Below are 13042 nucleotides of genomic sequence, written 5' to 3'. Positions count from 1 at the left end.
ACCCCGGGAAAGGGAGATGTCGTGAGCAACGAAAGCCTGGCCAACCTCTTGAAGGAGGAGCGACGCTTCGCGCCGCCGGCCGACCTGGCGGCGAACGCCAACGTCACGGCCGAGGCGTACGAGCAGGCCAAGGCTGACAGGCTCGGCTTCTGGGCCGAGCAAGCCCGTCGGCTGACCTGGGCCAAGGAACCGTCCGAGACGCTGGACTGGTCGAACCCGCCGTTCGCGAAGTGGTTCAAGGACGGCGAGCTGAACGTCGCGTACAACTGCGTGGACCGGCACGTCGAGGCGGGCAACGGGGACCGGGTCGCCATCCACTTCGAGGGCGAGCCCGGCGACAGCCGCGCGATCACCTACGCGGAGCTGAAGGACGAGGTCTCCAAGGCCGCCAACGCCCTGCTGGAGCTGGGTGTCCGTAAGGGCGACCGGGTCGCCATCTACATGCCGATGATCCCGGAGACGGCGATCGCGATGCTGGCCTCGGCCCGGATCGGCGCCGCCCACTCGGTGGTCTTCGGCGGCTTCTCGGCGGACGCGCTCGCCACCCGTATCCAGGACGCGGACGCCAAGGTCGTCATCACCGCCGACGGCGGCTTCCGGCGCGGCAAGCCGTCCGCGCTGAAGCCGGCCGTGGACGACGCGATCGCGCGTGTGGACAACGTCGAGCACGTGCTGGTGGTGCGCCGCACCGGGCAGGACGTGGCCTGGAACGACGAGCGCGACGTGTGGTGGCACGAGCTGGTGGAGGGGCAGTCCGCCGAGCACACCCCGGAGGCGTTCGAGGCGGAGCACCCGCTGTTCATCCTCTACACCTCCGGCACGACGGGGAAGCCGAAGGGCATCCTGCACACCTCCGGCGGCTACCTCACGCAGGCGTCGTACACGCACTGGGCGGTGTTCGACCTCAAGCCGGAGACGGACGTCTACTGGTGCACGGCGGACGTCGGCTGGGTCACCGGACACTCGTACATCGTGTACGGGCCGCTGGCCAACGGCGCGACGCAGGTCATGTACGAGGGCACCCCGGACACCCCGCACCAGGGCCGGTTCTGGGAGATCGTGGAGAAGTACCGGGTCACGATCCTCTACACAGCGCCGACCGCGATCCGTACGTTCATGAAGTGGGGCGACGACATCCCCGCGCAGTTCGACCTGTCCTCCCTGCGGATCCTCGGCTCCGTGGGCGAGCCGATCAACCCCGAGGCGTGGGTCTGGTACCGCAAGCACATCGGCGCCGACCGGACGCCGGTCGTGGACACCTGGTGGCAGACCGAGACCGGCGCGATGATGATCTCGCCGCTGCCCGGGGTGACCGAGGCCAAGCCCGGTTCGGCGCAGCGCCCGCTGCCCGGCATCTCCGCGACCGTCGTCGACGACGAGGCGAACGAGGTGCCCAACGGCGGTGGCGGTTACCTGGTCCTCACCGAGCCGTGGCCGTCGATGCTGCGCACCATCTGGGGCGACGACCAGCGGTTCCTCGACACCTACTGGTCGCGGTTCGAGGGCAAGTACTTCGCCGGCGACGGGGCGAAGAAGGACGAGGACGGGGACATCTGGCTGCTGGGCCGGGTGGACGACGTGATGCTGGTGTCCGGGCACAACATCTCCACCACCGAGGTGGAGTCGGCGCTCGTCTCGCACCCGGCGGTCGCCGAGGCTGCCGTCGTCGGTGCCGCGGACGAGACCACCGGCCAGGCCATCGTCGCCTTCGTGATCCTGCGCGGCACGGCGTCGGAGGACGACAAGCTCGTCGGCGAGCTGCGCGACCACGTGAGCGCCACGCTCGGCCCCATCGCCAAGCCGAAGCGGATCCTGCCGGTGGCGGAGCTGCCGAAGACCCGTTCGGGCAAGATCATGCGCCGCCTCCTGCGGGACGTGGCGGAGAACCGTCAGCTCGGTGACGTCACCACGCTGACGGACTCCACGGTCATGGACCTCATCCAGTCCAAGCTCCCGGCGGCGCCGAGCGAGGACTAGGCGGTACGGCAGTACGACGCAAGGGGCGCCCGGCAGAGCACGCCGGGCGCCCCTTGCGCACGTCACACACATGACGCACGGGTCACCGGGTGCATCTCGCGGCAATCTTAGGTAAACTAAGCAAAGTCATCAACGCGAGACGATGCTCAAGGTGTGCCGGGAAGTCTGGTCGGCGTTCGCTCCGTCCTGCCCACAGACCCGGAGGTCCCCGCCGTGGCCGCGCCCCGTACCCCGAAGACCGTCCGCAAGGTTCTCGGACGCCTGTCCCTGCCCGAGCGGACGTTCGTCGCGGACGCGCTGCGCACCGAGACCGTCGGCGGCGTCCTGCTCCTGGTCGCGGCGGTCGCCGCGCTGGTCTGGGCGAACATCCCCGCGCTGCGCCACAGCTACGAGTCGGTCAGCCACTTCCACTTCGGCCCCGGCACCCTCGGGCTGAACCTCTCCGTGGCCCACTGGGCCGCCGACGGGCTCCTCGCCGTGTTCTTCTTCGTCGCCGGCATCGAGCTCAAGCGCGAGCTGGTCGCCGGGGACCTGCGTGACCCCAGGGCGGCCGCGCTGCCCGTGGTGTCCGCGCTGTGCGGCATGGCCGTACCGGCACTCGTCTACACCCTCACCAACCTCACCGGCCACGGCTCCACACAGGGCTGGGCGGTGCCCACCGCCACCGACATCGCCTTCGCACTCGCCGTCCTCGCGGTCATCGGCACCTCACTGCCCAGCGCCCTGCGCGCCTTCCTGCTGACCCTCGCGGTCGTCGACGACCTCTTCGCGATCCTGATCATCGCGATCTTCTTCACCGACCGGATCAGCTTCCCCGCGCTCGGCGGGGCGGTCGCCGGACTGGCGGTCTTCTGGCTGCTGCTGCGCGAGGGCGTACGCGGCTGGTACGTGTACGTGCCGCTGGCGGTCGTGATCTGGGCGCTGATGTACAACAGCGGTGTGCACGCCACCATCGCCGGCGTCGCGATGGGCCTGATGCTGCGCTGCACCACCCGTGAGGGGGAGGAGCACTCGCCCGGCGAGCACGTCGAGCATCTGGTGCGGCCGCTGTCGGCCGGTCTCGCCGTACCGCTGTTCGCGCTGTTCAGCGCCGGTGTGGCGATATCCGGCGGGGCGCTCGGGGACGTGTTCACCAAGCCGGAGACGCTCGGGGTGGTACTCGGGCTGGTCGTCGGCAAGACGCTCGGCATCTTCGGCGGCACCTGGCTGACCGCCCGCTTCACCCACGCCGAGCTCAGCGAGGACCTGGAATGGGCCGACATCTTCGCGGTGGCCTCCCTCGCCGGGATCGGCTTCACCGTCTCGCTGCTCATCGGCGAGCTCGCCTTCGCGGGCGACACGGTGCTGACCGACGAGGTGAAGGCGGCCGTCCTCGCCGGATCGCTGATCGCGGCCCTGTGTGCGACGGTGCTGCTGAAGATACGCAACGCCAGGTACCGCGGGCTGTGCGAGGACGAGGAGCGCGACGAGGACCGGGACGGCATCCCGGACATCTACGAGCAGGACGACCCGGCGTACCACCTGCGGATGGCGAAGATCTACGAGCACAAGGCGGCGGAACACCGGCGGATCGCCGCCCAGAAGGCCACCGCGGCGCGCCACGGGCTTCAGGAAGTGCCGGGCGGGGCAGGCGATGAGGACGGTCGTCCGGCATGATCTGACGAGACGGTACAAATCAAGACGGCCTTCGAGACGGCATCGAGACCGGCCTTCGAGACGGCGGACAAGACTTCAGAGGGAGAACGCGATGAGCGCACCCGACGGCAGCCCGGTCGGCGCCGAACGCAGCATCGGCCAGCTGTTCGCCTCGGCGACGACCGAATTGTCGGCGCTGGTGCACGACGAGATCGCACTGGCCAAGGCCCAGCTCAAGCAGGATGTGAAGCGCGGCGCCATGAGCGGCGGCGCGTTCTCGGTGGCCGGCGCGGTGCTCGTGTTCTCCCTTCCGATGCTCAACTTCGCGCTGGCGTACGGCATTCGGACCTGGAGCGGGTGGAACCTGGCCGTCTGCTTCCTGCTGTCCTTCGCGGCGAACGTGCTGATCGCCGGGCTGCTCGCGCTGATCGGCGTGGCGTTCGCCAAGAAGGCCAAGAAGAGCCAGGGCCCGCAGAAGGTCGCCGCGTCGATGAAGGAGACGGCGGGCGTCCTGCAGAACGCCAAGCCGCATCCGCGCCCGGAGCTGCCGCAGGACCGGGCTCCGGAGGCCATCGAGGCTGTGGCACGCTCGGCGTCATGACGGAGCCCGCCGCCGCGTCGGCCGTACGGATCGAACTTCCCCACGGGGAGAAGGTGACGCACCGGGACGTCGCCGCCAACGGCGCGCGCTTCCACATCGCCGAGCTCGGCGACGGCCCCCTGGTGCTGCTGCTGCACGGCTTCCCGCAGTTCTGGTGGACCTGGCGGCACCAGCTGGTCGCTCTCGCCGACGCGGGCTACCGGGCGGTGGCCATGGACCTGCGGGGCGTCGGCGGCAGCGACCGCACCCCGCGCGGCTACGACCCCGCCAACCTCGCCCTGGACGTCACCGGCGTGATCCGCTCGCTCGGCGAGCCGGACGCCGCGCTGGTCGGCCACGACCTGGGCGGCTATCTGGCGTGGACGGCCGCGGCGATGCGGCCCAAGCTCGTACGGCGGCTCGCCGTGGTCTCGATGCCCCACCCCCGGCGCTGGCGCTCCGCGATGCTGCGGGACGCGCGGCAGACGGCCGCCAGCTCCTACATCTGGGGGTTCCAGCGGCCGTGGATCCCCGAGCGGCAGCTGACCGCCGACGACGGCGCCCTGACGGGCCGGCTGATCCGGGAGTGGTCCGGGCCGCGGCTGCCGGACGACGCGGACGTGGAGACGTACCAACGGGCCATGTGCATCCCGTCCACCGCGCACTGCGCGATCGAGCCGTACCGCTGGCTGGTGCGCTCGCTGGCCCGCCCGGACGGCATCCAGTTCAACCGCAGGATGAAGCGGCCGGTGCGGGTGCCGACGCTCCATCTGCACGGCTCACTGGATCCGGTGACCCGCACGCGCAGCGCTGCCGGCTCGGGCGAGTACGTCGAAGCCCCGTACCGCTGGCGCCTGTTCGACGGCCTCGGCCACTTTCCGCACGAGGAGGATCCGGGCGCCTTTTCCACCGAGCTGATCAACTGGCTCAAGGACCCCGAACCTGACCGCTGAAACAGCGTCCGTCCCGAGCGCGGCCGGGGGTCCGGGGGTTGGCCCCCGGGAAGCACAGCCCGCACGAAGAGGATCCGGGCGCCTTTTCCACCGAGCTGATCAACTGGCTCAAGGACCCCGAACCCGATCGGTGACCGGGCCGGTGCGTGGAGTATCCGGTTCCTGAACACGTGTTCCCCGAACGGCCACATGCCTGCCGCATAGGCCAATTGGGGGGCGCGAGGGCGGTTATCGACCTTGGGGCAGGGGCACACGTCGGGGTATGGGCTGGACGCACGACTACAGTGACGCACCCCGCAACCGCCGTTCCGCCGCCGGGCCGAGTTCCCCGCAGCGAGGCACTCCGCAGCTGGCGGAGGCGGACCTGAGGGTGGGGATTCCGCGTATCCTGCGGCGCCGGGCCCGCTGGGTCTCGGTACGCCTGCGTCACCCGCGCGGCTGAGTCCCCTCCCCGAGGATCACAGGGCGCAGCTGTCGGTGCCCACCCGCTCGCTTGCCGTACGCCCCCGGGTGATGTCCTGCTGGATCTCGTCGGCCGTGAGGGCGTAGCCGGTGTCGGCGTCGTCGAGGGACTTGGCGAACACCACGCCGTAGACCCTGCCCTCGGGCGTGAGCAGCGGGCCGCCGGAGTTGCCCTGGCGGACGGTCGCGTACAGGGAGTAGACGTCGCGGCGGACGGTGCCGCGGTGGTAGATGTCCGGGCCGTTGGCCGTGATGCGCCCGCGCACCCGCGCGGCACGGACGTCGTACGAGCCGTTCTCCGGGAAGCCCGCGACGATCGCGCCGTTGCCGCCGGCCGCGTCCTGCGCGGAGAACCGGAGGGCGTTCGCCTTCAGGTCCGGTACGTCGAGGACGGCGATGTCGCGCTTCCAGTCGTACAGGACGACCTTGGCGGCGTATTTGCGGCCTTCCCCGCCGATCTGCACGGAGGGCTCGTCGACGCCTCCGACGACGTGCGCGTTGGTCATGACGCGGCGCTCGGCGAAGACGAACCCGGTGCCCTCCAGGACCTTGCCGCAGCTCTGGGCGGTGCCGGTGACCTTGACGATGGACCGCTGGGCACGGGTGGCGACCACGCTGTGCGCCAGGGCCGGGTCGGGCGGCCGTACGTCGGTGATCGGCTCGTTGGCGAAGGGGCTGAAGACCTGCGGGAAGCCGTTCTGCGCGAGGACGGTGGAGAAGTCGGCGAACCAGGTGTTGGCCTGCGCGGGCAGCGCCCGGGAGACGCCGAGGAGCACCTTGGAACCGCGGACCTCCTTGCCGAGCGTCGGCAGGGTGGTCCCGGCGAGGGCGGAGCCGATCAGCCAGGCGACCAGCAGCATCGCGAGGACGTTGACCAGGGCGCCGCCGGTGGCGTCCAGGGCGCGGGCCGGGGACCAGGTGATGTAGCGGCGCAGCTTGTTGCCGAGGTGGGTGGTCAGGGCCTGGCCGATGGAGGCGCAGACGATGACGACGACCACGGCGACGACGGCGGCTGTGGTGCCGACCTCCGCGTTGTCGGTCACGGCGTCCCAGATGACGGGCAGCGTGTACACGGCCACGAGGCCGCCGCCGAGGAACCCGATCACCGACAGGATGCCGACGACGAAGCCCTGGCGGTAGCCCACGACAGCGAACCACACGGCCGCCACCAGCAGCAGGATGTCCAGCACGTTCACCGCTTCAGGCCTCGCCTATCCACTCCGGTCCCCGCGGCTCGGCCGGGGGTCCGGGGCTCCGCGGCGGGGCCGCACCTGTCACAGCGGCCGGAAAGACACAGCTCACGGCACCCGGAAAAACACAGCACGGACGACACCTTGTCATGACCGCCAGTCGAGCGGGACCCGCTTCTCCCTGTCCCAGGGGCGCTCCCACCCCGCGTAGTGCAGCAGACGGTCGATCACTCCGGCCGTGAAGCCCCAGACCAGGGCCGATTCGACCAGAAATGCCGGACCTCGATGGCCGCTGGGGTGGACGGCGGTGGCTCGGTTGACGGGGTCCGTGAGATCCGCCACGGGGACCGTGAAAACGCGGGCCGTCTCGTTCGGATCGACGACGCCGACCGGGCTGGGCTCGCGCCACCAGCCGAGCACGGGCGTGACGACGAATCCACTGACCGGGATGTAGAGGGCGGGCAGGACGCCGAAGAGCTGGACGCCCGCCGGATCGAGCCCGGTCTCCTCCTCGGCCTCGCGCAGGGCGGCCCTGAGCGGTCCCTCGGCGTTCGGATCGCCGTCCTCGGGGTCGAGGGCGCCGCCGGGGAAGGACGGCTGGCCGGCGTGCGAGCGCAGGGAGCCGGAACGCTCCATGAGCAGCAGCTCGGGGCCGCGCTCGCCCTCGCCGAACAGGATCAGCACGGCCGACTGGCGCCCCGAGCCGTTCTCCGGCGGCAGGAAGCGGCTGAGCTGGAGCGGCTCGACCGTCTCCGCCGCCCGCACCACGGGGTCCAGCCAGTCCGGAAGGCCCTCCTTGCGCAGCGTCACCGGGCCCTCGTGCGTGTCGCGCGTGTACCTCATCGCCACCCCCGTCCTGCCGTGTTCAACGCCCGAAGGCCTGGAGATCGTTCCGTCATCCGGCCCCCAGCGGCGGCGCCGGCCTGCCTCCAGCGTCGAGGTAGGCCTGCGGGGGCTTCAGGCGCTGGCCCGGGAAGCCGCCCTTCTCGTACTTCAGGAGCTTCTTCGCCTTCTCCGGATCGGTCTCGCCCTCGCCGTAGGCCGGGCACAGCGGGGCGATGGGGCAGGCGCCGCAGGCGGGCTTGCGGGCGTGGCAGATACGGCGGCCGTGCCAGATCACGTGGTGCGACAGATCGGTCCAGTCGCTCTTGGGGAACAGTGCGCCGACGGCCGCCTCGATCTTGTCGGGGTCGGTCTCGTCGGTCCACCGCCAGCGCCTGACCAGCCGCTGGAAATGCGTGTCCACGGTGATCCCGGGCCGCCCGAAAGCATTGCCGAGCACCACGAACGCGGTCTTGCGGCCGACTCCGGGCAGCTTGACGAGGTCCTCCAACCGGCCCGGCACCTCACCGCCGAAGTCCTCGGAGAGGGCCTTGGAGAGCCCTATCACCGACCTCGTCTTGGCCCGGAAGAAGCCGCAGGGGCGCAGGATCTCCTCGACCTCCTCCGGGTTGGCGGCGGCCATGTCCTCGGGAGTGGGGTACCTGGCGAAGAGCGCCGGGGTCGTCTGGTTGACCCGCAGGTCGGTGGTCTGGGCCGAGAGCACCGTGGCGACCAGCAGCTGGAAGGAGTTCTCGAAGTCCAGCTCGGGGTGGGCGTACGGGTAGACCTCGGCGAGTTCGCGGTTGATGCGGCGGGCGCGACGGACCAGGGCGGTACGGGACTCGTCCGCCGGGAGCTTCACGGCGGTCTTCTCGGCGGGCGCCGCCTTCTCGGCGACGGCTTTCCCGCCGACGGCCTTCTTGGCGACGGCCTTCTTGGCCGGGGTGGCCTTTGGGGCGGACAGGGCCTTCCCGGCAGGCGTAACCTTCTTGACAGGAGCGACCTTTTTAGCCGTTTTGCCCGTTTTACTGTTTCCGTCGGGGGCTTGTTCGCCCACAGCGGAATCTCGACGTACAACCACCCGCCCAGCCCCCTTGGCCTGTGCTCTCACCGGCGATTTGGACACCCGGCCAGCCTAAAGCCCGGCACCGACATCCGCCCCGGACCCGGAAGATCAGCCCCCGATTGGACCCCTGCCGCTTACCTCGGGACACCCGTGCGGCATCCTTGTGACAGATCACACTGTTTGGATCGTCCGGCAAAATGGGGAACACGGTCCCCTGGCACACCGGGGAGCAAGATCCCCTGAGCAGGTCGACAAGGAGAGAACTCGTGGACGACGTTCTGCGGCGCAACCCGCTCTTCGCGGCTCTCGACGACGAGCAGTCCGCGGAACTGCGCGCCTCCATGAGTGAGGTGACCCTCGCCCGTGGCGACTCCCTGTTCCACGAGGGCGACCCGGGCGACCGGCTCTATGTCGTCACCGAGGGCAAGGTGAAGCTCCACCGCACCTCACCCGACGGCCGCGAGAACATGCTGGCCGTGGTCGGCCCCGGCGAGCTCATCGGCGAGCTGTCCCTCTTCGACCCGGGCCCGCGTACGGCGACCGCCACCGCGCTGACCGAGGTCAAGCTGCTGGGCCTGGGCCACGGCGACCTCCAGCCCTGGCTGAACGCGCGCCCCGAGGTGGCCACCGCGCTGCTGCGCGCCGTCGCCCGCCGGCTGCGCAAGACCAACGACGCCATGTCCGACCTGGTCTTCTCCGACGTCCCCGGCCGGGTGGCGCGCGCGCTGCTGGACCTCTCGCGCCGCTTCGGTGTGCAGTCCGAAGAGGGCATCCATGTCGTGCACGACCTCACGCAGGAGGAGCTGGCCCAGCTGGTCGGCGCCTCGCGCGAGACCGTGAACAAGGCGCTGGCGGACTTCGCCCAGCGCGGGTGGCTCCGCCTGGAGGCGCGGGCGGTCATCCTGCTGGACGTCGAAAGGCTCGCCAAGCGGTCGCGGTGACCGTCCCCGGGGGCCGCGGTCCCCGGACCCCCGCTTCGGCCCGGACGGCCTCGTACCCGAGCGCCGGACGGGCTGTTGTCGTCGGCCTGCGCCGAAAATGAGCCACACGGCCGGCTCACGCACGGCACAGTGAGCGCATGGCCGAAACCATTCACCGTCCCGGACTCGACGCGCAGGGGTTCATCGAGCGCGAAGGCTCCCTCGCGCGCGTGCCGCACGTCTTCCGTCCGGTCGTGGCCGCCGCACGCGACCGGCTGCTGGACGGCTTCGGCGCGCGGCTGCACAGCGCGTACCTCTACGGGTCGGTCCCGCGCGGCACCGCGCGCGTGGGGCGCAGCGACCTGGATCTGCTGGTCGCCCTGCGCGAGGAGCCGGCCGACGCCGACCGGGAGGCCGTGCGCGTCCTCGGGGAGTCCCTCGACAAGGAGTTCTCGCAGATCGACGGCGTCGGCACGCTGCTGTACGGACGGGATCGGCTGCTGAGCGACCTGGAGCGGTACGACCTGGCCTGGTTCGTCGCCTGCCTGTGCACGCCACTGCTCGGCGACGACCTCGCCGAGTACCTGCCCCGCTACCGCCCCGACTCCCTGCTCGCCCGTGAGACCAACGGCGACCTCGCGCTCCGGCTCCCCCGCTGGCGCGAGCGGATCGCCGGCGCCGGGGACTCGGAGGACGCCCTTCGCCCCCTGGTGCGGTTCATGTCCCGGCACCTCGTGCGCACCGGCTTCACCCTCGTCATGCCCCGCTGGAACGGCTGGACGAGCGACCTGCGGGAGATGGCCGAGGCGTTCGGCACGTATTACCCGCAGCGGGCCGCACAGCTGCGCGGGGCGGCGGAGTACGGCCGCGAGCCCGTCGGCGACCCGGACGTCCTGCGGTCCTACGTGGACGACCTGGGCCCCTGGCTCGCCGAGGAGTACGCGCGCGTGCACGGCGCGAAGGCTCCCCGGCCGGACGGGCCCTAGATCAGCCCGTGCTCGCGCAGGTAGTCCAGCTGGGCCCGCACCGACAGGTCGGCGGCCGGCCACAGGGAGCGGTCCACGTCGGCGTACACATGGGCGACGACCTCGGCCGGGGTGCGGTAGCCGTTCTCGACGGCCGTCTCGACCTGGGCGAGGCGATGGGCCCGGTGCGCGAGGTAGAACTCGACGACGCCCTGGGCGTCCTCCAGGACCGGACCGTGGCCCGGCAGGACCGTGTGCACGCCGTCGTCGACCGTCAGTGACCTCAGGCGGCGCAGGGAGTCCAGATAGTCGCCCAGACGGCCGTCGGGGTGCGCCACGACCGTCGTGCCGCGGCCGAGGATGGTGTCGCCGGTCAGCACGGCCCGGTCGGCCGGGAGATGGAAACAAAGCGAGTCCGCGGTGTGGCCGGGGGTCGGCACGACCCTCAGCTCCAGGCCGCCGACAGTGATCACGTCCCCGGCGGCCAGGCCCTCGTCGCCGAGCCGCAGCGCCGGGTCGAGGGCACGCACGCGTGTGCCGGTCAGTTCGGCGAAGCGCGCGGCGCCCTCGGCGTGGTCGGGGTGGCCGTGGGTGAGCAGGGTGAGGGCTATGCGCTTTCCGGCCTTCTCGGCCGTGTCCACGACGTTGCGCAGGTGGCCGCCGTCCAGGGGGCCCGGGTCGATCACCACGGCCAGGTCGGAGCCGGGCTCGGCGACGATCCAGGTGTTGGTCCCGTCCAGGGTCATCGCGGAGGCGTTGGGCGCCAGCACATTGACGGCCCGTTCGGTCGCGGGGCCCGAGAGAACCCCGCCCCGGGGCTGGCCGGGCAGTGCTGCTGCGTCGGTCATGCGGGGCCTCCACCGGTGCTCTCAGCGGTCGGGATGTGCTTGGTGAACTCATCGTGCCCCGGCCAGGTCAGCACGATCTCGCCGCCCTCCAGGCGGGCGCGCGCCAGCACCGGGGTCATGTCGCGGGCGGGCGCGGCGGCGAGCGTCTCGGCGGCGGTGGCGTACGGGAGCAGCTGGCGCAGGGTGGCGAGGGTGGGCGGCATCATCAGCAGCTCGCCCTTGTCGTACCCGCGGGCGGCCTCCTCCGGGCGGATCCACACCGTGCGGTCGGCCTCCGTGGAGGCGTTGCGGGTGCGCTGGCCCTCGGGAAGGGCGGCCACGAAGAACCAGGTGTCGTAGCGGCGGGCCTCGAACTCGGGCGTGATCCAGCGGGTCCAGGCGCCCAGCAGGTCGGAGCGCAGCACCAGCCCGCGCCGGTCCAGGAACTCCGCGAAGGACAGTTCGCGCGCGACCAGGGCGGCGCGGTCCGCCTCCCAGTCGTCCCCGGTGGTGTCGCCGACGACCGCGTCGGGGTCGGGCCCGGCGAGCAGGACGCCCGACTCCTCGTACGTCTCCCGCACGGCCGCGCAGACGATCGCCTGGGCACCGGCCTCGTCGACGCCCAGGCGCTCGGCCCACCACGCGCGCGTGGGGCCGGTCCACCGGACCCGACGGTCGTCGTCGCGCGGGTCGACGCCGCCGCCGGGATACGCGTACGCGCCTCCGGCGAAGGCCATGGAGGCGCGTCTGCGCAGCATGTGGACGGCGGGGCCGTCCGGGGTGTCCTTCAGGAGCAGTACCGTGGCCGCGCGTTTGGGGGTCACCGGTGTGAGCGTTCCCGCCGCGTGCGCGCGGATGCGGTCGGGCCACTCCTCGGGGTACCACTGACCGTTCGCCATGGCCGGAGGCTATCCCGTATAGGGCGAATGTTCGAGAGGTACCCGAGGTCAGAGGGGCTGCGGTGGGTGGGCGAGCCGGGTTACGGAACCAGCTCGACCTGGATCTCGACCTCCACCGGCGCGTCCAGCGGCAGCACCGCGACGCCCACCGCGCTGCGGGCGTGCACGCCCTTGTCGCCGAGGACCTCGCCGAGCAGTTCGCTGGCGCCGTTGACGACGCCGGGCTGCCCGGTGAAGTCGGCGGCCGAGGCGACGAAGCCGACGACCTTCACCACGCGCGCGATGCGGTCCAGGTCGCCGGTCACGGACTTCACCGCGGCCAGCGCGTTCAGCGCGCAGATCCGGGCCAGGTCCTTGGCCTCCTCGGCCGTGACCTCGGCGCCCACCTTGCCGGTGACCGGCAGCTTGCCCTCGACCATCGGCAGCTGGCCGGCGGTGTACACGTACACGCCGGAGCGCACGGCCGGCTGGTACGCGGCCAGCGGCGGCACGACCTCCGGCAGGGTCAGGCCCAGTTCGGCCAGCTTGGCCTCGACCGCGCTCACGCCTGCTTCTCCCGCTTCAGGTAGGCCACGAGCTGTTCGGGGTTGTTGGGCCCGGGCACGACCTGGACGAGCTCCCAGCCGTCCTCGCCCCAGGTGTCCAGAATCTGCTTCGTGGCATGGACGAGCAGCGGCACGGTTGCGTATTCCCACTTGGTCATGGGCCGACTGTAGCCGCTGTGACCGGTGGGACCGGCGGACGGC

General features: G+C 71.4%; 14 protein-coding genes. 7 read left to right on the top strand and 7 right to left on the bottom strand.

Annotation, left to right across the window (positions count from 1 at the left end; translation table 11 throughout):
* Positions 1 to 21: 21 nt before the first annotated feature.
* The 5 genes from acs to AVL59_RS53875 all read left to right on the top strand — a co-directional run bounded on the left by acs (position 22) and on the right by AVL59_RS53875 (position 5587).
* Positions 22 to 1977, top strand: coding sequence for an acetate--CoA ligase (acs, locus tag AVL59_RS02350; protein ID WP_067299546.1), 1956 nt, complete (start codon positions 22 to 24; stop codon positions 1975 to 1977).
* Between the two features lie 213 nt (positions 1978 to 2190).
* Positions 2191 to 3633, top strand: a complete 1443-nt coding sequence (nhaA, locus tag AVL59_RS02345; protein ID WP_067316800.1) for a Na+/H+ antiporter NhaA — start codon at positions 2191 to 2193, stop codon at positions 3631 to 3633.
* A gap of 91 nt (positions 3634 to 3724) precedes the next feature.
* Positions 3725 to 4213: a phage holin family protein gene (locus AVL59_RS02340; protein WP_067299545.1), complete on the top strand. Its 489-nt coding sequence runs from the start codon at positions 3725 to 3727 to the stop codon at positions 4211 to 4213.
* Positions 4210 to 5145, top strand: coding sequence for an alpha/beta fold hydrolase (locus AVL59_RS02335; protein WP_067299544.1), 936 nt, complete (start codon positions 4210 to 4212; stop codon positions 5143 to 5145). The genes AVL59_RS02340 and AVL59_RS02335 overlap by 4 nt, the downstream gene beginning before the upstream one ends.
* A gap of 262 nt (positions 5146 to 5407) precedes the next feature.
* Entirely contained in the window at positions 5408 to 5587 is a 180-nt protein-coding gene (locus AVL59_RS53875; RefSeq protein ID WP_079146492.1) for a hypothetical protein, read from the top strand.
* Positions 5588 to 5603: 16 nt separating this feature from the next.
* Here AVL59_RS53875 and AVL59_RS02330 read toward each other — a convergent pair whose 3' ends face one another.
* The 3 genes from AVL59_RS02330 to nth form a co-directional block, all read right to left on the bottom strand.
* Positions 5604 to 6803 carry a MarP family serine protease gene (locus tag AVL59_RS02330; protein ID WP_067299543.1) on the bottom strand — a complete coding sequence of 400 codons (1200 nt, stop codon included), beginning with the start codon at positions 6801 to 6803 and terminating at the stop codon, positions 5604 to 5606.
* Positions 6804 to 6944: 141 nt separating this feature from the next.
* A complete protein-coding gene (locus AVL59_RS02325; protein ID WP_067299542.1) occupies positions 6945 to 7640 on the bottom strand; it encodes an NUDIX hydrolase in 696 nt (231 codons plus the stop codon).
* Between the two features lie 52 nt (positions 7641 to 7692).
* Positions 7693 to 8676 carry an endonuclease III gene (gene nth / locus AVL59_RS02320; protein ID WP_067299541.1) on the bottom strand — a complete coding sequence of 328 codons (984 nt, stop codon included), beginning with the start codon at positions 8674 to 8676 and terminating at the stop codon, positions 7693 to 7695.
* Between the two features lie 275 nt (positions 8677 to 8951).
* Here nth and AVL59_RS02315 point away from each other — a divergent pair, with 275 nt between their 5' ends.
* Both AVL59_RS02315 and AVL59_RS02310 read left to right on the top strand, forming a co-directional pair.
* On the top strand, positions 8952 to 9626 hold the full coding sequence (locus AVL59_RS02315; RefSeq protein ID WP_018547939.1) for a Crp/Fnr family transcriptional regulator: 675 nt from the start codon (positions 8952 to 8954) through the stop codon (positions 9624 to 9626).
* A 137-nt stretch (positions 9627 to 9763) separates the two neighbouring features.
* Complete coding sequence (locus AVL59_RS02310) at positions 9764 to 10591, top strand: nucleotidyltransferase domain-containing protein (protein ID WP_067299540.1); 828 nt, start codon at positions 9764 to 9766, stop codon at positions 10589 to 10591.
* Here AVL59_RS02310 and AVL59_RS02305 read toward each other — a convergent pair.
* From AVL59_RS02305 to AVL59_RS50260, 4 genes are all read right to left on the bottom strand, one after another.
* Positions 10588 to 11418 carry an MBL fold metallo-hydrolase gene (locus AVL59_RS02305; protein WP_067299539.1) on the bottom strand — a complete coding sequence of 277 codons (831 nt, stop codon included), beginning with the start codon at positions 11416 to 11418 and terminating at the stop codon, positions 10588 to 10590. The two genes, AVL59_RS02310 and AVL59_RS02305, sit on opposite strands and share 4 nt — an antisense overlap.
* Positions 11415 to 12296 (bottom strand): NUDIX hydrolase, encoded by an 882-nt coding sequence (locus AVL59_RS02300; protein WP_067299538.1) that lies wholly within the window; start codon positions 12294 to 12296, stop codon positions 11415 to 11417. The genes AVL59_RS02305 and AVL59_RS02300 overlap by 4 nt, the downstream gene beginning before the upstream one ends.
* 80 nt (positions 12297 to 12376) lie before the next feature.
* Positions 12377 to 12841, bottom strand: coding sequence for a RidA family protein (locus AVL59_RS02295; protein WP_067299537.1), 465 nt, complete (start codon positions 12839 to 12841; stop codon positions 12377 to 12379).
* Positions 12838 to 12999: a DUF4177 domain-containing protein gene (locus AVL59_RS50260; protein WP_003975360.1), complete on the bottom strand. Its 162-nt coding sequence runs from the start codon at positions 12997 to 12999 to the stop codon at positions 12838 to 12840. The genes AVL59_RS02295 and AVL59_RS50260 overlap by 4 nt, the downstream gene beginning before the upstream one ends.
* Between the last annotated feature and the right edge of the window lie 43 nt (positions 13000 to 13042).

Source organism: Streptomyces griseochromogenes (assembly GCF_001542625.1).
Taxonomy (GTDB): domain Bacteria; phylum Actinomycetota; class Actinomycetes; order Streptomycetales; family Streptomycetaceae; genus Streptomyces; species Streptomyces griseochromogenes.
This window is presented reverse-complemented; position numbering and strand designations above follow the sequence as displayed.